A 23,890-nucleotide genomic window follows, 5' to 3' on the forward strand; every position below is an offset into this window, starting at 1 on the left:
CCTTATCGAGATGACTTAGGCGGCTGCGTCGACGCGTTTTTGCAACGCCATCGCTGCGGCGGGGTTTCGATGTTTTGCCGCGCTGATAAAAAACACGAACACATCGCGCGGCGCGGTTTTTGGCGTGGCCTCGGTCATGTGCGGAAGATCGGCATTGTCTTCGCCGCTTGCCCAGCGTTCGGCACGTGATGCCCATGCATCGAGATTGTTGTCGGCATAACCGGTAGCGATCTTGTCCTCGCTGCGCATCAGCCGTGCATAGGTGAAATCTCCGGTGATATCGGCCAGCGAAGGATAGTCGGGTGAATCGGTGAACACGGTCGGGATGCGGTGCTTGCGCGCCAACGCGACGTACGCTTCGCTGAGAAAGCTGGGGTGGCGCACTTCAAGCACATGCCGCAACGGTTCGCCTTCGAGCTTGGCCGGGAGCAACGCCAGGAACGCGTCCAGGTCGTCGGCATCGAAGGGTCGCGAGGGCGGAAGCTGCCACAGGATCGGCCCCAGGCGGTCGCCCATTTCCGACAGGCCGCCTTCGACAAAGCCGCGAATGCCTTTCTCCGTATCGGCCAGGCGCTTGCCCTCGGTGACGTAGCGTGGCGCCTTGAGCGAAAACACGAAACCTTCGGGTGTTTCCGACGCCCAGCGTGCATAAGTAGCGGGCTTCTGCGCGCCATAGAACGTGCCGTTGATTTCGATCGCGCGCAGGTGGCGGCTGGCGTACTCGAGCTCGCGCTTTTGCGTCAGGCCGTCCGGATAGAAATTCTTGCGCCAGGGTGCATACGTCCAGCCGCCGATACCGGCGCGTATCGGGTGGGTGGCGGCAACGCTGGCGAACAGATCGCCTTTGGGGGCACGAGTAGGCATCGGAAAGGTCGTGACAAGCGGCGCACCATGATGCCACGCCCGGCCCGGCGTGACTTCAAGCACGCGCGGCAGTCGCGGGCGCGGCGCAGCTTATGGCGGGCTTGCCGTCCCCCGTCCATACAATGAGGATCAATCATGCAGCGCATCAGGGGTGTGTTGTTGGCCGTCTTGGCATGTAGCAGCGCAGCGGCAGCCGCGCAGACCGCGACGCCGGAAGTGTTCGCGCCGGGCGTCATCTCCGGGCCGGCGAGTGAGGATTTGGCCGCGTTTTCGCCCGATGGAAATACCCTCGTCTTTGATCGCAGCACGGGCCAGAACCAGATCGTTCTGGTGACCCATCGGGTGCACGGGCAATGGCAGCCGCCACAGATCGCACCGTTTTCGGGGCGCTGGCTGGACCACGATCCGGCGATGTCGCCGGATGGGACCTTCGTGGTGTTCAGCTCCAATCGGCCCGACACGCCGGATGGCAAAGCCCTGGACGCGCAGTTGTCCAACGGCAAGGTGTCGGCCGGCTGGGGCGGCCGCTTGTGGAAAGTCGAGCGGCATGGCGATCGTTGGGGCGAGCCGGTGTTGTTGCCGGCAACGGTGAATCAGGGCACACGCACCTATTCGCCAAGCATTGCCGCCGATGGCAGCCTGTATTTTCAACGTCCGGTCCCAGGCGGCGGGCAGGGTGCTTTCAAGTTGTATCGGTCTGTTTATCGGGATGGCGCGTATCAAGAGGCCGAGCCTTTGAAACTCGGCAACAGTGATACGCATGAGCTCGACCCGGCTGTTGCGCCGGATCAATCCTTTATCGTGTTCGACGCCAATTATGCCGGCAAGGACGATCCGGATCGGCTATACCTGGCCTTCCGCGACGGCGACGGCTGGAGCAAGCCGATCGACCTGGGCGACGAGATCAACCGCGGTTCGCCATGGGGCTCGCATCTGGGCGCCGACCATCGCACGCTGTATTTCAGTAGCCCGCGCACGACGCGTGTGGTTTATCCGCGTGCGGCCGGGCAGGCCTCGCAGGACCTTTCGCGGATGCAGACCTGGGACAACGGTAACGACAACCTGTGGTCGGTGTCGCTCGCGCCCTGGCTGGATGCACACGCCTCCGGGGGCTGACTTCCGGCGCTGGTGTCGGGGCGCATTTAGCGAGATAGTTCCGGCTTTGCCCAAGGCTGGAGCCAGCGATGTCCCATCGACCCTTGTCCCCGCGCCTGCTTGGCTGTTGCGCCTTGTTCGTGTTCGCCACGAACGTTTTTGCGCAGACGCCAGCCAGCCAACCCGTGTCGCCTGCGGCGACTGCCGATGCAGCGTTGCCGGCACAGTTGCAGGATTTCGGCGCCTATGTGGACAGCGCGCGCAAGACCTTCGAGGTGCCCGGCATCGCCGTGGCGATCGTCAAGGACGGCAAGGTGGTCATGGAGCAGGGCTTCGGCGTGCGCGAAGTCGGCAAGCCGGAACAGGTCGACGCGCATACGCTGTTTGCGATCGCATCGAACACCAAGGCCTTCACCGCCGCCTCGCTGCAGATGCTGGCCGAGCAAGGCAAGCTGAAGATGGACGATCGGGTCACCGATCATCTGCCCTGGTTCCAGATGTCCGATCCCTATGTCACGCACGAGATGCGTATTCGCGATCTGCTCGCGCATCGCAGCGGCCTGGGCCTGGGCGCAGGCGATCTGCTGTACTGGCCGCCGACGTCGTACACGACCAAGGAAGTGGTCGAACGTTTGCGCAACGTGCCGCTGGCGACCAGTTTCCGCAGTGCGTATGCGTACGACAATATTCTGTTCGCGGTAGCGACGTTGGTGATCGAAAACGTCTCCGGCCAGAGCTACGCGGATTTCCTGCGCAACAACATCTTCAAACCGGTCGGCATGGACGAGACCCTGGTCGATATGACTTATCTCAAGCCGGGCATGGATGTGGCCATGGGCCACGCCAAGTTCGACTTCAAGGATCTCAAGCCGGTGCCGCCGATGGCCTGGTCGAATAATCCCGGTGCAGGCGGTATCTACTCCAGCGTGCACGACCTGGCCAAGTGGATGAACGTGCAGTTGGCCGGCGGTGTGCTGCCATCGGGCAGCGGCAAGGAGCAGCGACTGTTCAAGCAGAGCAGCCAGGACCAGATGTGGTCGATGCTTACGCCGATGAAGGTCAACAAGCCGCCGGTGCCGGAACTGGAAAGCCTCAAGCCGAATTTCGCCGGTTACGGCGAAGGCTGGTTCCTGTCCGATTACCACGGTCAGCGCCTGGTGTGGCACACGGGTGGCTGGCCGGGCATGGTCTCGCGTGTGACCCTGGTACCCGAGTTGCATCTTGGCGTGGTGGTGCTGACCAACCAGGAGTCGGGGGCGGCATTTAATGCGGTGACCTATCGCGCACTCGATGCCTACATGAGCGGCAGCAAGACCGATTGGGTCGCCGCTTACGACAAGGCGGTCAAGAAGGCCGAAGGCAACGCGGACGATAGCTGGAAGAAGCACGAGAAAGAGCGCGACAAGAACGGCAAGCCGTCGCTGGCGCTGGCGAAGTATGCCGGTACCTATCGCGACCGCTGGTATGGCGATGTCATCGTCAGCAACGAGGGCGGTAAATTGCGCATGCGCTTCTCCAAGACCGCGCAACTGGTCGGCACGATGACGCCGTGGCAGCACGACAGCTTTATCGTGCGCTGGGACGATCGTGCGCTCAATGCCGATGCCTTCGTGACGTACTCGCTCGATGCCGACGGCTCGATTCGCGATGTGCGGATGGAGCCGATTTCGCCCTTGACCGACTTCAGCTTCGACTTCCAGGATCTGCGCCTGGAGCCGGTGAAACCGGAAGCGCCCTGAGTGCCGCGACGGCCATTCGCATGAACTTGCGAAATGGCCGTCTGGCGGTTGAATGACTTCTTGCGCCGCCGTGTCGGCTCGCGTGTTTTACAGGCATAGTCGCCGCCGCAAGCGTGCATCAGACACGCTTGAGTGTGACCTCGCTTCGAACGCGGCAGGCCGCGTCGATAGCGTTGGCACGACAGACGAATGCGTTTGGAGGGAGTCGACATGAAATCGTTTGGATGGATGGCCACGTTGCTCGTATGCGCTTTGGCCGGCGCACCTGCATTTGCCCAACAATCTGCGGCGCCTGCCGGTTCCACCGGCCAGTGCAACGACGGCACGTACACCGATCACAATGGCAAGCGTGGTGCCTGCGCCGGTCACAAGGGCGTCAAGGAGTGGTACACCGCAGCGGCTGCGGCGGCCCCGGCAGCTGCGGCTCCCGCGCCGACAGCGGCACCCACGCCAACGCCTGCGCCGGCAGCTGCTCCCGCCCCGGCTCCGGCACCCAAGACGGCCGCGACGCCGCACGCGCCGGCAGCTCCCGCCGGTGCCGCCGCACCGGGCGGTGGTCCGGGCATGGTCTGGGTCAACGACAGCAGCAAGGTTTATCACTGTCCTGCTGACAAGTGGTATGGCCGTACCAAGAAGGGCGAGTACATGAGCGAATCGGACGCGAAGGCCAAGGGCTTTCATGCCGATCATGGGAAGGCTTGTAGTTGATGTTACGTAAAGTCGCTCGCTGGCGCTCGCTGGCGCTCGCTGTAAGTCCGCGCCTGCGGCGCTGTAAAGAGTAAAGGGGAAGAGCAAAGAGCCGGAAGTTATGAGTGCCGGTTTCCCCCTTTACTCTTTACCCTTTACAGGCCACGTAGTGGCCGGCTTTACGCTCTTTCAATGTTCCTGCCAAGGATCGTAACTCCCGAACCACCACAAATGACCTTCCGGGTCGCTGCACGCGTAACCCGCGCCGCCGTATTCCTGCTCGGCGTATTCATCGATGATGACCGCGCCGACTGACCTGGCCTGATCGTAGTGCGCCTTGACGTCCTTGACGATAACGCAGGCGCATTGCGTTTCGCGTCCGGCCACCTGATCGGGCTGCACGAAGTGACGGCCAAAAAGATTGTCGCGAACCTCGCTGAGCATGATCATGCCATTGCCGTAAATGAGCTGCGCATGCACGATGACGCCGTCTTCTTCATACACGGCGTTTTTCTCGAAACCGAACGCCTTGCATAGCCACTCGATCATGGCCCGCGCGTCGCGGTAGCGCATGGAAGGAATGATGGTGCTGCCTTGGCTGGTCATGAGCACGCTCCGGTCTGAAGAATCAGGTTTTCTTGCTGTCGTCCCCTGGCGCATCGTCAGTGCCGACGACCGTTGACGCTTCGGATTTCTCGACGGTCTGTCGCACGGTGTGAATCACCATGTCCTGCGGACTGCTCAACGGAATCGCCGCTTCTCGCAGCTTGTTCAACAGCTCGAACAGAATGTCGCTCTTGACGCCACCGGCATCGCGCGGGCTTTTTACATAGCCGGTGCACACGAAGGTCATCGTGCCGCCGTCGAGATTGTCCAGCGTGACGCTGGGCGAGGGTGTTTCGAGCGTGGCCGGATGATGGCGAAATACGTCCAGAACAAGCGTTCGCGCTTTGCTGGCATCGGTGCTGAGCGGTAACGACAGCTGCAGTTGCACGCGGCCCTGCGCATGCCCCAGCGTCACGTTGCGCACGTTCTGGCTGATGAACTGCGAGTTGGGCACGATCATCGTCGAGCGGTCGCTCATCTGGATTTCCGTGGCACGCACGTTGATGCGCCGGACATCGCCTTCGACACCGCCGCCAAGGCTGACCCAATCGCCCACTTTCACCGGTCGCTCGGCCAACAGGATCAGGCCGGAAATAAAGTTCTGCACGATGGCCTGCAAGCCAAAGCCGATACCCACCGACAGCGCGCTGGCGACCCAGGCGATGCTTTGCAGGTTGAACTTGAGCGCAGCCAGGGCAAGCAGGAAAACCAGGATGCCGCCGACATAACCCAGCAGGGTCACGATCGAATTCTGCATGCCCAGTTCGAGCGATGTCTTGGGCAGCAACTGGTTGCTCAACCATTGCTTGATGCCACGCACTACCAGCATCCCGAAGAACACCACCAGTACGGCGTTGAAGATGTCTCCGGGAACGATCGGCAACGAACCGATGTTGTTTGCGCCGCTAAACAGTTGCAGCACGCGTCCGCTCAGCTCGGAGGGGCCGGCACCGTAGCGGGAGAACACCAGCGAGATCGCTAGCAGCAAAAGCAGGGCACGGCATATGCCCGAAAGAATCGTCGCGGTCTGTTCCAGCCGCTCGGCAGAGAGGCCGAAGGCTTCCTGCATGCGCTGGCCGGTGCGTTCGGTGGGCGAAAACAGCGTTTCGAACACATCGTGGAGCAGGTGCGAAAACAGATACAGCGACAGCACGATGACGCTGGTCCAGACGATCTGTCGCGCTACCACCCACGACAGCGCGAAGTAGCCGCTGAGCACTGCCAGCCAGCACACCAGCACGCCCGCAAAGGCGGCAAAGACCAGCAGGCCAACCCATAGGGGGCGTCTGGCTGGCGTATCGCCGGCCGCCAGCATGACGCGGCGGGCATGGCCCATACGCAACAGCACCGCACCGATCAGCGAAGCGATGATCAGCGACAGCGTGCCGTTGGTGATGACCACGGCAGCCAGACCGGCGCCGATGTCCTTGTTGATCTGGTCGACCGTGCCCATGACAAAGACGGCTGCCGCCAGCAGCCACGGGAACGGGCGCAAATGTTCGGCGGTGTCGTCAGACACCTGAGGCATGCGCCACGATGGACGCTTCACGCTGAGCAGTGCACGCCCCAGCCCCGCGACGTACGCGCAGAAGCAGACCAATCGCACCAGGGCATGCAGGAGATTCTGTAGATCCTCGCTCAGCAGATGGTTCCAGTTGAGCGAGAGATAGGCCAGATAGGCGGCAAAACCGACGCAGGCCAGCGTGATCAGGGTAATGATCGTAGCCAGCGTGCTGCGGCGGAGATGGCCTTGCGGGAGGTGCTTGGCGCCAAGGCGAATGAACAGTTTTTCGATCAGGCGGCGGGCAACCAGCAAGCCGATCGCGGCCAGCAGGCACAGTACGAAAGGCAAGCGATTGGGTGGCTGCCACGCCTGGCGTATGGCCGCACCGAGGTCCCGGCCGAGTTGACCAAGTTCCGCCATGTCGCTGGGCAGGTCGTGGGCCAGGCTCGACCAGAAACTGCCGGTGAGCGGCGACGCGGTACGTTGCGAAAGCTGTGCCTCGAAAGCATCGCGCTGCAACGCCGAGATCATGTTGAGCACCTGCACGCTGTCCAGGCTGGCCGTATTGGCTTGCTTGATCTGGCCGTCGACATCGGCCTTGGCGGTGTTCAGATCCTTGCGCTGGCTGGCGATCTCCGGAGCTTCGGGCGGTGAGCCCTTGGCCGGCGGCGCACCGAGCACGGTGAGTTTGGCCTGCAGGCTGTTGCTTTGCGGAGTCAGTGTGCTGGTCAGGTCGGTCGACTGCTTCTGGATCGTCTGCACCTTGTTGCGCAGCTCGATCAAGGTCGCATCGTCGGGTCGTTCCTTCGCCGACAGCTGCTGCTGGATATCGGCCAGTTGATCGTTCAATTGATCGGCCGTCGGCGGCGCGGGCGTGCTCGCGGACGCGGCGGGAGCATCCGCAGCCAGGGCGTTCTCGACCAAGGCCGTGGGGGCGGCCAGGATGAGCGTGAAGACGAGCAGGAATCGAAGTAGCAGGCGCATTTCGGGGATGATCCCGGGCTCGGTGGATGGGGTCAATCGTCACGGACGATTTATGCCGGTCCTGTACGATGCTGCGTTCAGTCTACGGCCCCTGCACGGAAGAATATGTCTTCGATTCCATGGCCCGAATGGGATGGCGATGTCGCCAAGGCGCGTGCCCTGCAAACCCAATTGGCGACCCAGGTCGTTATCGAAGACGACTTTGGGCCGCTGAAACACATTGCCGGCGTCGACGTCGGTTTCGAAGCCGGCGGCGCCATCACGCGCGCTGCGGCGGTGCTGCTGGACGCGGCCAGCCTCAAGCCGGTAGCCCATGTGGTGGCGCGCCTGCCCACGCGGATGCCGTATATCCCCGGACTGTTGTCGTTTCGCGAGTTGCCTGCGGTGCTCGATGCACTGGCCGGGCTGCCGCAAACGCCGGACATGGTCTTTGTCGACGGGCAGGGTATTGCCCACCCTCGCGGCCTGGGCATTGCGGCGCACCTTGGCGTCACCATCGGATTGCCGACGATCGGGGTGGCCAAAAGCATCCTGGTAGGCAGTCACGGTGAGCTGGGCGAGCAGCGTGGGGCGCGTGCCGATCTGGTCTATCGCGGCAAGGTGATCGGGACGGTGCTGCGCAGCAAGCAGAAGGTGAAGCCGTTGATCGTTTCGCCCGGGTATCGGGTAAGCATGACTACGGCTGCGGATCTGGTCCTGAAATGTTGCACGACGTATCGGCTACCCGAACCGACGCGCTGGGCGGACAAGTTGGCGTCGCGGCGTTAGGCCTCCTAGCTTGTCATCCCGGCGAAGGCCGGGATCCATTCCTCAGTCAATGCCTGTCAGACACATCCAGGTAAGCAGTTACGTTGAGGAGTGGATCCCGGCCTTCGCCGGGATGACAGTCGAAACTGAGGTGCTTTTACTTACCCGCACGCATCCCCCTTTACACTACGCACTCCCCACCCGAGCCTTCCCCATGATTTTCCTCTGGTTCGAATCCCTCATCGACGCCTTCAAGGAACCCGTCGACGCCATGCCGCCCAAGTCGGTATGGCGTTTCTATGCGTTCTATCTGCGCCAGGTGTGGCCGATCTTCGCGGCCACGATCGTGGTGGGTTTTGGTGTGGCGCTGGTCGAAGTGTCGTTGTTCGGTTTTATCGGCAGCATCGTCGACATGGCCAAGGGCGTGCCGAGCAAGGATTTCTTCCGCTTGCATGGCAACCAGCTACTGTGGATGGGTTTTGTCGCGCTGGTAGCACGGCCCGTATTGATTGCCCTGCATGATCTGCTGGTCAACCAGACCATTCTGCCGAACCTCACCGCGCGCATCCGCTGGCAGAACCACCGCTATGTGATGCGGCAGAGCCTGGGCTTTTTCCAGAACGACTATGCCGGGCGCATCGCCAACCGCATCATGCAGACGGGTGCATCGCTGCGCGAATCGGCCGTGCAGATCGTCGACGCGATCTGGTACGTGGCCATCTATACGGGCAGCGCATTGGTCATGTTTGCGCAGGCGGATATCTGGCTGGCCCTGCCGCTGCTGCTTTGGCTGTTTGCCTATGTCGGCACGCTGGCCTATTTCATTCCGCGTACCAAGGAACGCTCCTGGAAGCAGTCCGAGGCACGCTCCAAGTTGATGGGCCGCATTGTCGACGGCTACAGCAATATCCTTACGCTGAAGCTGTTTGCGCATACCGAGCGCGAGGAAGGCTACGTCGCCGATGCGATGCGCGAGCAGATGGAGAAGCTGCGCCGCATGACGCGGTTGACCACGGCTATGGACAGCACCATCACCACCTTGAACGGTTTCCTGATCGTCGGTACCTCGGCTCTGGCTATCTGGCTGTGGAGCGAGGGCAAGGTGACGGTGGGTGCGATTGCGCTGTCGACCGGCCTGGTGATCCGCATCAACAACATGTCCGGCTGGATCATGTGGGTGGTCAACGGTATTTTCGAAAATGTCGGCACCGTGCAGGACGGCCTGGAAACCATTTCGCAGCCGCGCGCCGTGCAGGACCGCGCGGATGCCGTGCCGCTGACGGTCAGCCAGGGCAGCGTGCGTTTTGAAGAAATCCATTTTCACTACGGCAAAGCGTCGGGCGTGATGGCCGGCCTCGACCTGGCCGTGCGTCCCGGTGAAAAGATCGGCCTGGTCGGCCCTTCGGGCGCGGGCAAGTCGACCCTGGTCAATATCCTGTTGCGGCTTTACGACCTCGAAGACGGGCGCATCCTGATCGATGACCAGGACATCGCCGGGGTCACCCAGGAAAGCCTGCGCTCGCAGATTGGCGTGGTCACCCAGGACACGTCGCTGCTGCATCGTTCCATCCGCGACAACCTGCTCTACGGCCGGCCCGGCGCCAGCGAGGAGCAGATCATGGATGCGGTGCGCAAGGCGCGCGCGGACGAATTCATCCCGCAACTGGTCGATGGCGAGGGCCGCACTGGTTTCGACGCCCACGTGGGCGAGCGTGGCGTAAAGCTCAGCGGTGGTCAGCGCCAACGCATCGCGATCGCGCGCGTGCTGCTGAAGGACGCACCGATCCTGATTCTCGACGAGGCGACCTCGGCGCTCGATTCAGAGTCCGAAGCGGCCATCCAGGAGAGCCTGGAGTTGCTCATGCGCGGCAAGACGGTGATTGCCATCGCCCATCGCCTGTCGACCATCGCGCGCATGGATCGGCTTGTCGTGATGGACAAGGGCATCGTGGTGGAGAGCGGCACGCATGCACAGCTTCTCGCTCACGGCGGTCTGTATGCCCGGCTATGGGCACGGCAGACGGGTGGCTTCGTGGCCGCGGTGGACGACGTCGTCGCCTGAGCGCGCGTGCATCGCGTTGATTTTTTCTTGCCCGCTGCTTCACGTGGTGCGGTGCACTGTGCGGCTACATCCGATATAGCGGAGAGTCGTTATGCCCGAGAAGAGAACCGTCAAGCGTGCCCAGGCCGCCAAGCGCGCGGGCAAGGCACCCAGCACCCAGGCTGGGGAATTCGTGCATGAGGAAATCGAACACATTCGCGAGGGCAAGCACGGTGCGCGATCGGCAAAGCAGGCGATCGCGATCGGCTTGTCCAAGGCGCGCCGTGCAGGCGTAAAGATACCCAAGAAGGGTGCGGCAGCTAAAAAGACGTCGGCGCGCAAGCGTCCGGCGACAAAAAAAGCCGCACGCACATCGTCCGAGTCCACAGCAACGCGTAAACGGGCAGCCACCAAGGCCTTGAAGCGCGAGGGCAGCAGCAGTGTTTCAAAGACAGCGCTTTCAAGGCAGGCACGCAGCGCTGCCAGCAAGCGAACCGCGAGCAGTCGTTCGGCCGCGGCCAGGAAGGCCGCGCGTACAAAAGGCGGTGCAGGCCGCTCGGCCGCCGCGAAGAAAGCGGCGCGCACAAGAAAGCGTGCTTGATCAAATCGCGGTGTTACGGGCGTTATGAGGGCAGGACGCCTACAATGGCCACCTTGAATCCCAGGCCACCTCCATGACCGAACCCGTCCGCCTCGCCAAACGCATCGCCGCGATGACCCAGTGCTCCCGGCGCGAAGCGGAGATGTATATCGAAGGCGGCTGGGTGCGTGTCGATGGCGAGACGGTCGAAGAGCCGCAGTTCATGGTCGGCGACCAGCATGTCGAGATCGATCCGAATGCCGAGCTGGTTCCGCCGGAGCCCGCCACACTGGTGCTGCACAAGCCCGCGGACATGACTGCGGACCAGGCGCGTGCCTTGATAACCATAGACAGTCATGCCGAAGACGACGCATCGGGCGTGCGCCTGTTGAAGCGTCATTTTGCGCGGCTGGAATCACCCTTGCCGTTACCGGACAGTGCCAGCGGCTTGCTGGTATTTACCCAGGACTGGCGGGTCAAACGGCGTTTGGAAGAAGACTCCGAGCGTATCGAGCAGGAGGTGATTGCCGAGGTCGCGGGCACGCTGGCACCGGAAGGTCTGGCACGACTGAACCACGGGCTCAGCTTCAACAATTATGCGCTACCGCCGATCAAGGTGAGCTGGCAGAACGAGCACCACTTGCGTTTTGCCTTGAAGCGTATTGCACCGAGCATGGTCGAACGCATGTGCCAGGCCGTCGGCTTGCAGGTGCTGTCGCTCAAGCGTATTCGCATCGGGCGTATTCCCATGGCGCGCCTGCAGCCGGGGCAGTGGCGGTATCTGGCGAGTACGGATCGGTTTTGAGTGCATGAAGATGGGACTACTGCGGCAGCTTTCCTAACTCGTCATCCCGGCGAAGGCCGGGATCCATTCCTCAGCATGGCGGCTTGTCCAAAGCTGTCTGACAAGCGAGAACTGAGGAATAGATCCCGGCCTTCGCCGGGATGACGAGTAGGAAGGGTATGATTGCCGCGGGTTTGTATGCGATCTTCAGCTCGCTCACTGCCGGAGGGGTCGTCCATGACATTCGTACTTGCTGCCTTGTTGATAGGTATGGTCGCCGGTCTGCGCGCCATGACCGCACCGGCCGTCGTGAGCTGGGCCGTGCATCTGGGATGGCTTTCGGTAGGCGATAGCTGGACCGCTTTCATGGGGTGGCGTTTTACACCGTGGATTTTCACCGTATTGGCGGCGGCAGAACTGGTGACCGACAAACTGCCCACCACACCCAGCCGCAAGTTGCCGGTCCCCTTTTCGGCGCGACTTGTATCGGGAGCACTGTGCGGTGCCACGGTTGGCGCAGCCGGCAGCATGATGCTCGCCGGCCTGGTGGCCGGTATCGTCGGCGCCGCGATCGGCACCTATGGTGGCGCATGGGCAAGAGCGCGTCTGGCAGCTACTTTCGGTAAGGATTTCCCGGCGGCGATCCTCGAAGACATCGTCGCCATCGGTGGCGGCCTGCTGATCGTGGCGATGCCGGCATGAGCCGCGCGTTCGACGCCATCATCGTCGGGGCTGGCCAGGCCGGGCCGCCGCTGGCCGGACGTTTGACAGCGGCAGGCATGAAGGTTGCGCTGATCGAGCGACACCTGTTCGGCGGTACCTGCGTCAACACCGGCTGCATGCCGACCAAGACCCTGGTGGCGAGTGCGCGCGCCGCGTATGTGGCACGCCGCGCGGCGGAGTATGGCGTGCTTATCCAGGGTGATATCGGGATCGATATCCAGCGCGTCATCGGTCGCGGACAGACGGTGGCCACGCATGCGCGAGGCAATGTCGAACGCTGGCTCGAAGGCATGCAAGGCCTGACCGTGTTGCGCGGACATGCCCGTTTCGAAAGCGCCGACAGCTTGCGGGTGGGCGATGAGCTGCTGACCGCGCCACACATTTTCCTCAATGTCGGCGGCCGCGCATCCGTGCCGGACATGCCTGGGGTAGGCGAGATCGACTACCTGACCAATACGTCGATTCTGCAACTGGAGACCTTGCCCAGACATCTGGCGATCGTCGGCGGCAGTTACATCGGCCTGGAATTCGCGCAGATGTTCCGCCGTTTTGGTTCCGAGGTGACGGTCGTCGAACGCGAGTCGCGGCTGATCCCCCGCGAGGACGAAGACGTTTCCACGGCCATACGCGAGATTCTCGAAGGCGAGGGTATCCATATACGTACGGATGCCAACTGCATCGCGTTCGCGCCGCGTACCGACGGTGTTGCGGTGCGTGTGGATTGCACCGCGGGAGCCCCTGAGGTAATGGCCGACCGCGTGCTGCTGGCGATGGGGCGACGGCCAAATACGGACGACCTCGCGCTGGAGCGCGCGGGCGTCAAGACCAACGAAAGAGGCTATATCGAGGTCGACGACGAGCTTCGCACCAACGTGGCGGGCATCTGGGCGATGGGCGATTGCAACGGGCGTGGCGCGTTTACGCATACGGCGTACAACGATTTCGAAATCATCGCGGCGAACCTGCTCGATGGGCAGCAGCGCCGCGTGTCGCAACGTATTCTCGGCTACGCGCTTTATATCGACCCGCCACTGGGCCGCGTGGGCATGACCGAAAGCCAGGCGCGCAAGAGCGGCAGGCCGTTGTTGGTTTCGAAACGGCCGATGTCGCGCGTGGGGCGAGCGGTTGAGCGTGGAGAGACGGCCGGTTTTATGAAACTTATCGCCGACGCGCAGACACAACGCATACTCGGCGCGGCCATTCTCGGTGTGGAAGGCGACGAGTCCATTCATGGCGTGCTCGACCTGATGAATGCCGATCAGCCAATCAGCACGTTGCAATGGGCGGTGCCGATCCATCCGACCGTGTCGGAGCTGTGGCCGACGGTTGCGAATGATTTGAAGCCCGTCGAATAACCACGCCACCACAATCTAACCTCGCCACCACAATCATCGTCATCCCGGCGCAGGCCGGGATCCAGTGTCGTTATCGCAAGGTTGTCGCGACAGAGCCTGGCGCGTTCGCGAAAACCTAAAACCGAAGCCACTGGATCCCGGCCTGCGCCGGGATGACGAGTAGGTGGTGGTTTTTAAGATTCCCTGGCCAGCCGCAGGCCTTTACGACCCAAATCTAAATGAGATATATTCTCATTTAGATTTTCGCGGACCGGCATCTCCCGGTCCTGATTCGGCCGCCAGCCACCGATGCCTCGAGCGTCCTTGCCAGCAAGCCGCGTGCAGCTCCACACACGCCAGGGTAAAGGACCTTTTCTTTCATGCGTATCGCTCCGCTGGCCGCCATCATTGGCGCGCTGTTGTCGTCTTCCGTCACTGCCTGGGCCGCCGAGCCGGCCGGGTTGTCCACGAGCCCCGACCAAGCTTCCAACCTGCCGCGCGTGCAGGTCACCGCCACCACGCCAAGCTTGCAACTCAATACGCCGGGCACGGTGTCGATGATCGATCGCGTGCAGATGGATCGTCATCTGGTGCTGACCATTCGCGACCTAGTGAAGTACGAGCCGGGTGTGTCGGTGATCGGTACGGCGGGGCGCTTCGGTCTGGACAGCTTCAACATCCGTGGGCTGTCGGGCAACCGCACGCGTATCGAGATCGACGGCGTATCGCAACCGGCGTCGTTCGGTGCGGATGTTGCCGGCGGCAGTTTTCGTGCAGGGCGCAACTTTATCGATCTGGACGATATCAAGCAGGTCGACATCATTCGTGGTCCGGCATCGGCGCTGTATCCGTCCGATGCGCTCGGCGGCGTCGTCAGCCTGCGGACAAAGGATCCGGCCGACTATCTGCGTCCGGGGCATGATCCGTATGTGGCGCTCAAGGAGCAGTACGACAGCAGCGATCGCAGCCTGACCAGTACGGCAACCTTGGCCGGCGGCGATGCGAAGAACGGCATCCTGTTTATCGCCAATCATCGCGAAGGCCACGAAACAGCGAACGAGGGTGATATCGGCGGCACGGGCGCGGCACGCACGCGTCCCGATCCGCAGACATATACGCTCGATAGTTTCCTTGCCAAATACGTGCATACGGCCCAGAGCGGACGCGCCGATCGTGTGACGCTGGACGGCTCGAATACGCGCACCAACACCAATAGCCTGTCCAATATCGCGCCGGGCGTGGGTTATTACCGCTCGCAGGATGAAAACCAGCGCATGCGTGCCAGCATCGGGCAGTGGTATCCGCATCTGGATAGCGCTGTTGCCGATACGCTGGAGTGGAATGCGTACTGGCAGAAGACACGCACGCGCACGGATACGCAAACCGATACCGCCGCCTATGCGCGCTTCTATGAAAACCTGCCTCTGCAGGAGAAAGTTTCCGGCGGCAAGCTGGTTGCCGTAAAGCAGCTGGGTGAGGGCAGTGCCGTCACCCAGACCATCAGTTACGGCGTTGAGTTATCGCGTACCGATGCAGAGTCGACGGCCGGTGGTTACGCTATCAGCAAGCGCACCGGTGCGATAAGTAGCAGCAAGCCGGCCATGCCCGGCAACTACCCGTTGCACCTGATCCCATCCAGCCCTACCGATCGTTATGCCGCGTTCGGCCAGGACGAATTGGGTTTCTTCGACGGCCACTTGACCGTCACGCCAGGCGTGCGATTGGAGCGCTACGAATACAAGCCCGAACAGGACATGCTGTACGCCGCTTACAACCCTGGCTACGTCAAACGTGATTACGAAAAGAGCTATGCCTCGCCCAAGCTCGGGGTGGTCTGGCGCTTTACCGATGCATTGAGTGCGTACTTTGACTATGCGCGCGGTTTTCGGCCGCCGCTATATAGCGAAATCGCGGGTGCCTGGAACGAGCAGCCGTTTCCCGGCTTCAATATCGCGTTCCTGCCCAACGACAAGCTGAAAGCAGAAACCAGCAACAACTTCGAACTTGGCGTGCGCGGCAAGGGCGATATCGGCTGGTTCAGCGTCGGTGGCTACTACAACAAGTACCGCAATTTCATCTGGTCCGGCTTCGCCTTGCCGCCCTCGCAGATACCGTCGTGGTACCAGGCACCGCCGGGGCAGAATCTACTGTTCCAGGCAGTCAATACGCGTCGTGCCTTCATCAAGGGCCTGGAGGCCAGCGGCAGTTTGCGGCTCGGCCATTTCAGCGATGCGTTGGACGGCTGGGCCGTGCGCGGCAGTGCATCGGTAGCAACGGGGCGCCTGATCGAGCCGGGCGATACGGGTTATAGCCCGCTCAATACCGTTGATCCGGCCAAGCTTGTCGTCGGCATCAGCTACGACGCCGCCAAGTGGGGGGCTGAACTTACCGGTACCGCCGTGCGTCGTCATACCCAGCTAAGCGACCCGACCGCATTCCGGCCGGCGGGCTACGGCACGCTCGACCTGTATGCGCACTACTCGCCGTTCGACGAGGGCGCGATGACGAGCCTGGAGATCTATGCCGGCATCACCAACCTCACCGACCGAAAGTATTGGGACTGGGGCAATTTGAACGGCGGCGTGCTGGGCAATCTGGTCAGCGGCAATGGCTTCAACGATAGCGGTACCGGCGGCTTGCCCGCCGATCGCCTCACCATGCCGGGGCGTGCACTCAGCCTCGCCGCGAAAATCGCTTTTTAAGGATCGTCGATATGTTGAATGCATCCAGCAATACCTCATCGGGCGCCATGCCGCCGCCGAAACTCCGCGACGAATGGATGCGCTTGCGCGAACTGGAGCCGAACCTGCGCGCACGCGATCTGGCCGAGCGTCTGGGCGTGAGCGAAGCGGAGCTGGTCGCCATTCGCTGCGGCGATGGTGTCACCCGTCTAGAAGGGCCATGGAAGGAGCTGATTCTTGCGCTGCCGGAACTCGGCCACGTGATGGTGCTCACGCGCAACGACAGTTGCGTGCATGAGAAAAAAGGCACGTTCGGACATATCGATATCGGCGCGTCGATGGGCGTGGTGCTCGACGAAGCGATCGATCTGCGCTTGTTCTTGAAGCACTGGATATACGGCTTTGCCGTGCGCGAGGAGTCGCGTGGACGTTGGCTGCAGAGCCTGCAGTTCTTCGATGCCGACGGTTGCGCCGTGCATAAGATTTATCTGACCGATCAAAGCCATCGCGAAGCATGGAGCGGTCTGGTCGGCCGCTTCGCCGCGGGTGTGCAGTCGCCGTTGTTGGACCGGCAGGCGGTCGCGGAACCGCTACCGCTGTTGCTCGACGATACGGAGGTCGATATCGCTTCGCTGCGCAGTGCGTGGCGAGCGATGCGTGATCCGCACGATTTCTTTGCGTTGCTGAAAAAGCACAAGGTGACACGCACGCAGGCCTTGCGCCTGGTTGGCCCGGAGTTTGCGCGTCCCGTGGTCAATGCATCGATTCGCCATGCGCTCGAAACCGCGGCTGCCAGTGGTTTGCCGATCATGGTGTTCGTCGGTTCGCCGGGTGTCGTGCAGATCCATACCGGAACCGTGCACAACATCAAGCCGATGGGGCCGTGGCTCAACGTGCTCGACGAAGACTTCAACCTGCACCTGCGTGAGGATCACATCGTCGAAAGCTGGGTCGTCAAAAAGCCTTCGCCTGAAGGCGCGGTGACATCGCTGGAGCTATATGACGCCCGGGGTGGACAGATCGTGCAACTGTTCGGCAAGCGCAAGCCCGGCGTGCCGGAGCTGGCCGAATGGCGCGAACTGGCCGACGGTCTGCCTGCCACGGAGGAAGAGCATGTTTAAGCCATCGCTTTTGCTTGCGTTCGCCGTTGCCTTGCCGGGTCTCGCATCCGCCGCTTCGCCCGGGCGCATCGTGTCGCTCGGTGGCGATATCACCGAAACGATCTATGCGCTCGATGCGCAGTCGTCGCTGGTCGGTGTGGACAGCACCAGCGAATGGCCGGCGGCAACGCGGACGCTTCCCGACGTTGGTTATGTACGCCAGTTGGCTGCCGAGGGTGTGCTGTCCCTGCGCCCGGAGCTGATCATCGCGACGCACGATGCCGGTCCGCCGCCGGTGCTTGCGCAGTTGCGCAGTGCAGGCGTACGCATCGAAACCCTGCCCGTGACCTATACGCCCGATGAGGTGGTCGCAAAGGTGCGCAGCATTGGGCACCTGCTTGGCAAGGACGGTGCGGCGAATCAGCTGGCCGATAAGATTCAGGCGCAATACCGCGAACTGGCCAGGGCGGTGGCTGGCATGCCCAGGCATCCGCGCGCGATCTTCATGATGTCCGCCGGTGGCGGCAGTCCTCTATTGGCCGGCCATGACACCGCAGCCACGCATGCTATTGCGCTGGCCGGCGGCGTGAATGCCGTCGATGGCTATACCGGTTACAAGCCGGTCTCTGCCGAGGCGATGGCTGCTTTGGCACCTGACGTAATCGTGCTGATGCGCGAGCGTGCCGATGTGCTCGGAGGCGTCGAGGGAGTCCTGAAACTTCCGGGCGTTGCGTTGACGCCGGCAGGCAAGGCACGCCGGATCATCCTGGTCGATGGCCAGGCGCTGCTCGGTTTCGGTCCTCGTAATGCGGAACAGGAACTCGTGCTGCAACGCGAGCTGGCTGCGCTGAGCCGATGAGCAGCGTGGCGTTGCCGCATCTGCGTGTGGACCGCGGCCGGGCGCTCGCCTTGCCGGCTCTGAGTCTGCTGTTGCTTGTTACGGCGGTGATCGGCCTTGGCGCCGGCGCGATCCGCATATCGGCATCGGAGGTGCTTGGCGCCTTGATGCGCGGCGTCAATGGCAGTGCGTCGCAAGGCGACGATCAGATTGTCCTGATGCTGCGCCTGCCACGCGTATTGATGGCAGCCCTGGTCGGCGCGTCGCTGGCGTGTAGCGGCGCGGCCATGCAGGGTTTATTTCGCAATCCCCTGGTCGAACCGGGATTGATCGGTGTGTCGGCGGGAGCGGCGCTGGGTGCGATCGGCATGATGGTGCTCGGCACACCACTGCTGACGATCTTGCCTGCGTTTGCAGGCTCGCTGAGTGTGGCCGCCATGGCTTTCATGGGTGGCCTCACCGCGACCATGCTGGTTTATGTGCTGGGGCGTCGTCGTGCCGGCATGGCTACCTTGTTGCTCGCGGGTGTGGCCATCAATGCCATTGCGATGGCCGGCGTGGGTTTGCTGACCTTCATGGCTAACGAGCGGCAGTTGCGCGATCTGAGCTTCTGGACCCTGGGCAGCCTGGGCGGCACGGATTGGCGACGTCTGGCCGCGGTCGCCTTGCCGATGCTGTTGCCGGTGTTGTGGTTGCCACGTTATGCCCGTGCCTTGAACGCGTTGCTGTTGGGCGAGACCGAAGCGGCATTGCTCGGCTTTCATCCGCAACGTGTACGTGTACGCCTGATCGTTCTGGTGGCGCTGGCAACCAGTGCGGCGGTTGCGATGTGTGGTGTGATCGGTTTCGTCGGCCTGCTGGTGCCGCATGTGTTGCGGTTGATCTGGGGCCCCGATCATCGGCTGCTGATGCCGGGATCGGCGCTGGCCGGAGCCAGTCTGCTGATTGCTGCCGATGCGGTGGCACGCATCGTGGTCGTGCCGGCGGAGTTGCCGATCGGCGTGCTGACCGCGTTGCTTGGTGGCCCTTTCTTCCTTTGGCTATTGATGCGCACGCGTATCGGCGAGGCACAGGCATGAACATGCCATGGGATTGGGGCGCCAACGAAGCGACCGAGCAGGGCAGTGGGGTGATCGCCGTGCGCGGCGTGCATCTTTCGATCGGCGGCCGGCGTGTATTGCACGATGTTCATCTCAAGGCGCGCCCCGGTCGCCTGCTTGCTCTGGTCGGCCCTAATGGCGCAGGCAAAAGCAGCCTGCTAAGCGTCATGGCGGGTTTGCGTCGGCCGTCATTGGGCGAAGTGACTCTCGACGGTCGCTCGTTGCAGGAATGGCCCGCGCAAATCCTGGCGCGGCGGCGTGCGATGTTGTCGCAGAAGGTGCAGCTCGGTTTTGGATTTCGCGTCGACGAAGTGGTGATGATCGGGCGCAGTCCTTTCGGTGAAAAGACGGGTGCGATGGATTGCCATCTGGTGGATGCTGCATTAGGCGCGGTGCAGGCCAGTCATCTGCGCGAACGCAATTACCTTGAACTTTCCGGCGGCGAGCAGCAACGCGTGCAGCTGGCGCGTGTGCTGGCGCAGGTAAGCGAACCGTCTGCTGCGCCGGCGTGGCTGCTGCTGGACGAACCCGAAGCCAGCCTGGACATAGCGCATCAACATCTGGTGCTCGGTCACGCGAGGCGGTTGGCGCAGCGTGGTTACGGTGTCATCGCCGTGCTGCACGATCTCAATCTTGCTGCGCGCTACGCCGACGATGTTGCCTTGCTGGCACAGGGGCAACTCGTGCGTCATGGCAAACCGGAAGATGCGCTTGATTCGGCGGCACTGTCCCGGATCTATGGCTTGCCGCTGCGTCGCTCCGAAGTGGCCGATATGCATGGCTGGTTGATCCATCCGGCCTGACCAGTTATTCGGAAACGGCTTGGTGCCGGGCTTTGAGGTGCAGACCAGTTTTTGTGCTGCGGCAGGGGTAGAATGGTCGGGATATCAAGGAGTTGAACATGAGCAACGGCAACACTGATCTCAACAAGTCCGGCCCTACCGAGGCCGTGCCGCCGACTACCCCGCATACCTCGCACAATGTGCTCGACACGATCGAGACGGCTGCGCTCGATGAGGTGCAGCACGAGGCTGCCTTGCGCGACTCCGCGTTGCGCGTGCCGCGCTAAAAGCCCCCCTCACCCCAGCCCTCTCCCCCGGCGAAGCCAGGGGGCAGGGAGCCAAAAAGCGCGCAAGATCCAAACTTGCCTCTATCTGCTCCCTCTCCCCTGGCTCTGCCGGGGGAGAGGGTTGGAGTGAGAGGGAAGCAAGAAGCGATGCGAAGCGAGCCTGCATAGGCGGTATAAAAAAACGCGAAGCTTCGGCACACTGAATCTCCAGTCCCCCCAGTTACGGATAGCAGTCACCGATGCGCAGCAACGCTCTTGCCGCCATAGGGCTCGCGTTATGCGCGGCTCTGTTCTTCACCATGACCTACGTACTCAACCGCAGCCTGGTGGCTGGCGGCGGTCATTGGGCGTGGGCGGTGATCCTGCGCTATCTCATTACGCTGCCGCTGCTTGCCCTGGTCGTACCCTGGCAGGGCGGCATGGGCGATTTGCCGAAAGAATTGAAGCGCCACCCGCGCTCATGGCTGCTGTGGAGCTCGATCGGTTTCGTGCTGTTCGGCATACCGCTGACCTGGGCCGCCAATAGCGGGCCATCGTGGCTTGTGGCAGGCAGCTTCCAGACCACGGTGCTTGCCGGTCCCTTGCTCGCGCCTTTTATTTATCGTGACGAACGACGTCGCCTGGCCTGGTCCAGTCTGGCGATTGGCGCCCTGATCGTGGCTGGCGTGTTTGCGTTGCAATGGGGTTATGCCGGTGGTGCGCTGAGCGCGAGCGACTGGCTCGCTATTGCCGCTGTCGTGCTATCGGCTTTTGCGTATCCCCTGGGCAATCGCATGCTGCTATTGCATCTGGAACGAACCGGCACGCGGCTCAATGCGGTGCAGCGCGTCTTTGGCATGACGTTATGCAGCTGGCCGTTATGGTTGCTGTTCACGGTTGTTGCGTGGCTCACCATCGGGCCGCCGACATGGCGTGAAATCGCACTGGCTGGTGGTGTGGCCTTGTCTTCGGGCGTGATCGCCACGGTATTGTTCTTCGGGGCTACCGACAAAGTACGCAGCGAGCCCACCGCGTTGGCTGCGGTCGAAGCGATGCAGGCAGCCGAGCTGCTGTTTGCCACGGTGATCGGTGCGACGTTTCTCCACGAAGCGTGGCCGCATGGTTACTCGGCGATCGGCGCCGTCGCGATTATTGTCGGCATTGCCCTGTTCAGTTGGATAAGTGGCCGCGATGCCGCCGGGCACGATCGCGAGGTGCGCGAGTTGCGTAGTGATCGCGGGGCCTGATTTCGGCAGGGTAATCTTTGTGAGATCGACTTCGGGGAATCTCCAAAATCCTTTCCTATCCGTCGTCCCGGCGAAGGCCGGGACCCAGTGTCTTACGCTTCAACATGGTGAAGACGCTGGGCCCCGGCCTTCGCCGGGACGACGATGAAAACTGAGGTTATTCGAGGCTCCTTCAGCGGCGGCAGATAGTAACGAAGCTGTCTGGCGTGGCTGATCCTGATCCTGCAAAAAATTAGCTGGCCAGCCGCTGCACAAAGAACGCGAGAATTTCATCGCGCGCCTTGCGGGTGGGTTCGCCTTCCTTGTCGATGAGGTGAACCGTTACGACGTTGTGCGGTGTCTGCACCACCTTTTCGAAAAAGGCTGGCACGTCCCTGTTAGCTGCGCTATCGGGTAACACGCGGCCGATAAAACGATCGCCCAAGGCTTCCTGGTAAGCAGCGAAGCGCTGTGCCTTGCAGAAACGATCTCCCTCGAAGCGATAGGCCATCACGGTGAGATCTTCCTTGTCCAGGCGCGCCTTCACGGCTTTCAGTTCGTCAGGAGCAATTTCCAGGCCTCCGGCATCGTCCAGCGGCAGTGCCGGCTGCGACAGAACCGGCGCCAGCATCGAAGGCTCAAGCATCATGCTGAGCGCAAAGTTGCCGGAAAAGCACATGCCGATCGCGCCCACACCACGTCCGCCGCACTCGCCATGCGCCAGGTTCGCCAAGGCCCGAAGCCATCGGGTTACCGGGCTGGAGCCGCCGGCACCAAATGCCCTGAACTCCGCGCTTACGCAAAGACGCTTGAAGATGGCTTGGCCGACATCCAGATCGATCGGCTCGCCATCGCGACCATAGAGCGACGGCATGTAGACGGTGAATCCTGCTTCGCGTACCCAGCGTGCGAATCTCGCGACGTGCGGGCTGATACCCGGTACTTCCGGAATGACGATCACGGCCGGCCCGTTGCCCGAAACGTGGACCATCTTGGTGATGTCATTGAGCGTGATCTTGCGTGGCGTGAAATCTTCGAGCGGATCGTAGGCATCCAACGGTCGCGTCTGCATGGCTTTCTACCTTGGTCAGGGGCTTGCATTTGACCGGTAAAAGGCGTCTGCTGGCAGTGTCCGGTATGACTCTTTTCAAGCTAAATCAGCCAATGTTCGATTTCACGATACTTGTGCTCCCTGGCGCCTTTGCTTCTGGCGTGGGAGCGACCCTGGATATCCTGTCGAGCGCGGCGGCGCTCGCGAATCGTGCCGGTTGCGCCGCTCCTCGATGGCGCGTCTACTCGACGGAAAAGACAGTCGTGCTCAGCAACGGCCTCAGGGTCGACGCAGCCGTTTTACCGAAGAGGCCACGGCCGGATAGTTCGATCTGGTTGGTGCCCGGCCTTGGCCTCAATGATGCTGATGCGGTGCTTGGCAGATTCCTGGCTCCGCAAGTCGCACCGGCGATCAAGGCGTTGCGAGCTCAGGCCAACGCCGGTGGGACCATTGCGGCGTCATGTTCTGCCGTCTTCCTCTTGCGTGAAGCAGACCTGTTGACGGGCAAAAGGGTAACGACGACCTGGTGGCTTGGCAGTCTGCTGCAACAGCTGGAGCCGCGTTGCATGGTCGATGTCGATCAGATGGTCGTCGCCGATGGGACGATCGTTACCGCCGGCTCGGCCTTTGCACACATCGATCTCATGTTTCATCTGCTTCGTACGAGATTCAATCCATCGCTCGCCGATGCGGTGTCGCGCGCAATGCTTATCGACGGGCGACAGTCCCAGGCGCAGTACATCGTGCCAGCGGTACTTGCCCATGGCAACGACCTTGCGGGCAGGCTGGTCGCGCGCTTTGAGGCGGGGCTGCCGAACCCGCCCAGCGTGGAGGCGCTCGCTGCGGAGTTGCACATGTCCAGTCGAACGCTTTCCCGTCACGTAAAGGAATCGACTGGGCGCAGCGTATCCGCGCTGCTGCAGAGTGTGCGCATCCATCGCGCACGCATGCTCCTGGAGACCAGTCATTTGTCGGTCGAACAGGTTGCCGAACAGGTCGGCTACGCCGACGCCACTGCGCTGCGGCGCCTTATGCGGAAAATGACCCAGGCAACACCAAGACAATTCAGGCCGGTGGTATTCGACCACAAGCAAAAAGCCAGGCGTGAATAGGCCGTGAGTCAGTCTTTATGGCCGTGGGGATTATCTCAGGCGCTCC

At 62.1% G+C, this 23,890-nt stretch carries 21 protein-coding genes; 17 read left to right on the forward strand and 4 right to left on the reverse strand.

Annotated features, from left to right (window positions below; translation table 11 throughout):
• Positions 1 to 15: 15 nt before the first annotated feature.
• Positions 16 to 864, reverse strand: a complete 849-nt coding sequence (locus tag ACZ6WW_RS04210) for a DUF72 domain-containing protein (protein ID WP_465273105.1) — start codon at positions 862 to 864, stop codon at positions 16 to 18.
• Between the two features lie 135 nt (positions 865 to 999).
• Here ACZ6WW_RS04210 and ACZ6WW_RS04215 point away from each other — a divergent pair, with 135 nt between their 5' ends.
• The 3 genes from ACZ6WW_RS04215 to ACZ6WW_RS04225 all read left to right on the forward strand — a co-directional run bounded on the left by ACZ6WW_RS04215 (position 1,000) and on the right by ACZ6WW_RS04225 (position 4,406).
• Positions 1,000 to 1,980, forward strand: coding sequence for a TolB family protein (locus ACZ6WW_RS04215; protein WP_465273106.1), 981 nt, complete (start codon positions 1,000 to 1,002; stop codon positions 1,978 to 1,980).
• Positions 1,981 to 2,048: 68 nt separating this feature from the next.
• Complete coding sequence (locus ACZ6WW_RS04220) at positions 2,049 to 3,698, forward strand: serine hydrolase (RefSeq protein WP_465273107.1); 1,650 nt, start codon at positions 2,049 to 2,051, stop codon at positions 3,696 to 3,698.
• A 210-nt stretch (positions 3,699 to 3,908) separates the two neighbouring features.
• Positions 3,909 to 4,406: a DUF3761 domain-containing protein gene (locus ACZ6WW_RS04225; protein ID WP_465273108.1), complete on the forward strand. Its 498-nt coding sequence runs from the start codon at positions 3,909 to 3,911 to the stop codon at positions 4,404 to 4,406.
• A gap of 168 nt (positions 4,407 to 4,574) precedes the next feature.
• Here ACZ6WW_RS04225 and ACZ6WW_RS04230 read toward each other — a convergent pair whose 3' ends face one another.
• Both ACZ6WW_RS04230 and ACZ6WW_RS04235 read right to left on the reverse strand, forming a co-directional pair.
• Positions 4,575 to 4,991, reverse strand: a complete 417-nt coding sequence (locus tag ACZ6WW_RS04230) for a VOC family protein (protein WP_465273109.1) — start codon at positions 4,989 to 4,991, stop codon at positions 4,575 to 4,577.
• A 22-nt stretch (positions 4,992 to 5,013) separates the two neighbouring features.
• Positions 5,014 to 7,479, reverse strand: a complete 2,466-nt coding sequence (locus ACZ6WW_RS04235; protein WP_465273110.1) for a DUF3772 domain-containing protein — start codon at positions 7,477 to 7,479, stop codon at positions 5,014 to 5,016.
• 105 nt (positions 7,480 to 7,584) lie between these two features.
• On the opposite strand from ACZ6WW_RS04235, the gene nfi reads away from it, so the two are divergent.
• The 13 genes from nfi to ACZ6WW_RS04300 all read left to right on the forward strand — a co-directional run bounded on the left by nfi (position 7,585) and on the right by ACZ6WW_RS04300 (position 21,702).
• On the forward strand, positions 7,585 to 8,247 hold the full coding sequence (nfi, locus tag ACZ6WW_RS04240; RefSeq protein ID WP_465273111.1) for a deoxyribonuclease V: 663 nt from the start codon (positions 7,585 to 7,587) through the stop codon (positions 8,245 to 8,247).
• Positions 8,248 to 8,443: 196 nt separating this feature from the next.
• Positions 8,444 to 10,288: an ABC transporter ATP-binding protein gene (locus tag ACZ6WW_RS04245; protein WP_465273556.1), complete on the forward strand. Its 1,845-nt coding sequence runs from the start codon at positions 8,444 to 8,446 to the stop codon at positions 10,286 to 10,288.
• A 91-nt stretch (positions 10,289 to 10,379) separates the two neighbouring features.
• Entirely contained in the window at positions 10,380 to 10,868 is a 489-nt protein-coding gene (locus ACZ6WW_RS04250) for a DUF6496 domain-containing protein (protein ID WP_465273112.1), read from the forward strand.
• A 73-nt stretch (positions 10,869 to 10,941) separates the two neighbouring features.
• Complete coding sequence (locus ACZ6WW_RS04255) at positions 10,942 to 11,652, forward strand: rRNA pseudouridine synthase (RefSeq protein ID WP_465273113.1); 711 nt, start codon at positions 10,942 to 10,944, stop codon at positions 11,650 to 11,652.
• Positions 11,653 to 11,868: 216 nt separating this feature from the next.
• A complete protein-coding gene (locus ACZ6WW_RS04260; protein WP_465273114.1) occupies positions 11,869 to 12,333 on the forward strand; it encodes a DUF4126 domain-containing protein in 465 nt (154 codons plus the stop codon).
• Positions 12,330 to 13,709, forward strand: a complete 1,380-nt coding sequence (locus tag ACZ6WW_RS04265; protein WP_465273115.1) for an FAD-containing oxidoreductase — start codon at positions 12,330 to 12,332, stop codon at positions 13,707 to 13,709. Before ACZ6WW_RS04260 ends, ACZ6WW_RS04265 begins: the two co-directional genes overlap by 4 nt.
• Before the next feature lie 359 nt (positions 13,710 to 14,068).
• On the forward strand, positions 14,069 to 16,390 hold the full coding sequence (locus ACZ6WW_RS04270) for a TonB-dependent hemoglobin/transferrin/lactoferrin family receptor (RefSeq protein WP_465273116.1): 2,322 nt from the start codon (positions 14,069 to 14,071) through the stop codon (positions 16,388 to 16,390).
• An 11-nt stretch (positions 16,391 to 16,401) separates the two neighbouring features.
• Positions 16,402 to 17,490 carry a hemin-degrading factor gene (locus ACZ6WW_RS04275; protein ID WP_465273117.1) on the forward strand — a complete coding sequence of 363 codons (1,089 nt, stop codon included), beginning with the start codon at positions 16,402 to 16,404 and terminating at the stop codon, positions 17,488 to 17,490.
• A complete protein-coding gene (locus ACZ6WW_RS04280) occupies positions 17,483 to 18,328 on the forward strand; it encodes a heme/hemin ABC transporter substrate-binding protein (RefSeq protein WP_465273118.1) in 846 nt (281 codons plus the stop codon). The genes ACZ6WW_RS04275 and ACZ6WW_RS04280 overlap by 8 nt, the downstream gene beginning before the upstream one ends.
• The gene (locus ACZ6WW_RS04285; protein ID WP_465273119.1) at positions 18,325 to 19,386 is read left to right on the forward strand and encodes a FecCD family ABC transporter permease; all 1,062 of its coding nucleotides are present in this window, start codon (positions 18,325 to 18,327) and stop codon (positions 19,384 to 19,386) included. Before ACZ6WW_RS04280 ends, ACZ6WW_RS04285 begins: the two co-directional genes overlap by 4 nt.
• Positions 19,383 to 20,210, forward strand: coding sequence for a heme ABC transporter ATP-binding protein (locus ACZ6WW_RS04290; RefSeq protein WP_465273120.1), 828 nt, complete (start codon positions 19,383 to 19,385; stop codon positions 20,208 to 20,210). The genes ACZ6WW_RS04285 and ACZ6WW_RS04290 overlap by 4 nt, the downstream gene beginning before the upstream one ends.
• Positions 20,211 to 20,308: 98 nt before the next feature.
• Positions 20,309 to 20,476, forward strand: coding sequence for a hypothetical protein (locus tag ACZ6WW_RS04295; RefSeq protein WP_465273121.1), 168 nt, complete (start codon positions 20,309 to 20,311; stop codon positions 20,474 to 20,476).
• Between the two features lie 239 nt (positions 20,477 to 20,715).
• Positions 20,716 to 21,702: a multidrug resistance efflux transporter family protein gene (locus tag ACZ6WW_RS04300; protein WP_465273122.1), complete on the forward strand. Its 987-nt coding sequence runs from the start codon at positions 20,716 to 20,718 to the stop codon at positions 21,700 to 21,702.
• A gap of 232 nt (positions 21,703 to 21,934) precedes the next feature.
• On the opposite strand, the gene ACZ6WW_RS04305 is transcribed toward ACZ6WW_RS04300, so the two are convergent.
• Positions 21,935 to 22,753 carry a dienelactone hydrolase family protein gene (locus ACZ6WW_RS04305; RefSeq protein ID WP_465273123.1) on the reverse strand — a complete coding sequence of 273 codons (819 nt, stop codon included), beginning with the start codon at positions 22,751 to 22,753 and terminating at the stop codon, positions 21,935 to 21,937.
• 92 nt (positions 22,754 to 22,845) lie between these two features.
• On the opposite strand from ACZ6WW_RS04305, the gene ACZ6WW_RS04310 reads away from it, so the two are divergent.
• Complete coding sequence (locus ACZ6WW_RS04310; protein ID WP_465273124.1) at positions 22,846 to 23,844, forward strand: GlxA family transcriptional regulator; 999 nt, start codon at positions 22,846 to 22,848, stop codon at positions 23,842 to 23,844.
• The last annotated feature ends 46 nt before the right edge of the window (positions 23,845 to 23,890 follow it).

It is taken from the genome of Dyella sp. NPDC103356 (assembly GCF_055584465.1).

Excerpts from the sequence above, each read along its gene's own strand:
- ACZ6WW_RS04235 (WP_465273110.1), bottom strand. The coding sequence starts at position 7,479 with ATGCGCCTGCTACTTCGATTCCTGCTCGTCTTCACGCTCATCCTGGCC.
- ACZ6WW_RS04310 (WP_465273124.1), top strand. The coding sequence starts at position 22,846 with ATGTTCGATTTCACGATACTTGTGCTCCCTGGCGCCTTTGCTTCTGGC.
- ACZ6WW_RS04285 (WP_465273119.1), top strand. The coding sequence starts at position 18,325 with ATGAGCAGCGTGGCGTTGCCGCATCTGCGTGTGGACCGCGGCCGGGCG.
- ACZ6WW_RS04230 (WP_465273109.1), bottom strand. The coding sequence starts at position 4,991 with ATGACCAGCCAAGGCAGCACCATCATTCCTTCCATGCGCTACCGCGAC.
- ACZ6WW_RS04220 (WP_465273107.1), top strand. The coding sequence starts at position 2,049 with ATGTCCCATCGACCCTTGTCCCCGCGCCTGCTTGGCTGTTGCGCCTTG.
- ACZ6WW_RS04275 (WP_465273117.1), top strand. The coding sequence starts at position 16,402 with ATGTTGAATGCATCCAGCAATACCTCATCGGGCGCCATGCCGCCGCCG.
- ACZ6WW_RS04265 (WP_465273115.1), top strand. The coding sequence starts at position 12,330 with ATGAGCCGCGCGTTCGACGCCATCATCGTCGGGGCTGGCCAGGCCGGG.
- ACZ6WW_RS04295 (WP_465273121.1), top strand. The coding sequence starts at position 20,309 with ATGAGCAACGGCAACACTGATCTCAACAAGTCCGGCCCTACCGAGGCC.
- ACZ6WW_RS04290 (WP_465273120.1), top strand. The coding sequence starts at position 19,383 with ATGAACATGCCATGGGATTGGGGCGCCAACGAAGCGACCGAGCAGGGC.
- ACZ6WW_RS04270 (WP_465273116.1), top strand. The coding sequence starts at position 14,069 with ATGCGTATCGCTCCGCTGGCCGCCATCATTGGCGCGCTGTTGTCGTCT.
- ACZ6WW_RS04225 (WP_465273108.1), top strand. The coding sequence starts at position 3,909 with ATGAAATCGTTTGGATGGATGGCCACGTTGCTCGTATGCGCTTTGGCC.
- ACZ6WW_RS04280 (WP_465273118.1), top strand. The coding sequence starts at position 17,483 with ATGTTTAAGCCATCGCTTTTGCTTGCGTTCGCCGTTGCCTTGCCGGGT.
- ACZ6WW_RS04255 (WP_465273113.1), top strand. The coding sequence starts at position 10,942 with ATGACCGAACCCGTCCGCCTCGCCAAACGCATCGCCGCGATGACCCAG.
- ACZ6WW_RS04260 (WP_465273114.1), top strand. The coding sequence starts at position 11,869 with ATGACATTCGTACTTGCTGCCTTGTTGATAGGTATGGTCGCCGGTCTG.
- ACZ6WW_RS04210 (WP_465273105.1), bottom strand. The coding sequence starts at position 864 with ATGCCTACTCGTGCCCCCAAAGGCGATCTGTTCGCCAGCGTTGCCGCC.
- ACZ6WW_RS04300 (WP_465273122.1), top strand. The coding sequence starts at position 20,716 with ATGCGCAGCAACGCTCTTGCCGCCATAGGGCTCGCGTTATGCGCGGCT.
- ACZ6WW_RS04305 (WP_465273123.1), bottom strand. The coding sequence starts at position 22,753 with ATGCAGACGCGACCGTTGGATGCCTACGATCCGCTCGAAGATTTCACG.
- ACZ6WW_RS04250 (WP_465273112.1), top strand. The coding sequence starts at position 10,380 with ATGCCCGAGAAGAGAACCGTCAAGCGTGCCCAGGCCGCCAAGCGCGCG.
- nfi (WP_465273111.1), top strand. The coding sequence starts at position 7,585 with ATGTCTTCGATTCCATGGCCCGAATGGGATGGCGATGTCGCCAAGGCG.
- ACZ6WW_RS04215 (WP_465273106.1), top strand. The coding sequence starts at position 1,000 with ATGCAGCGCATCAGGGGTGTGTTGTTGGCCGTCTTGGCATGTAGCAGC.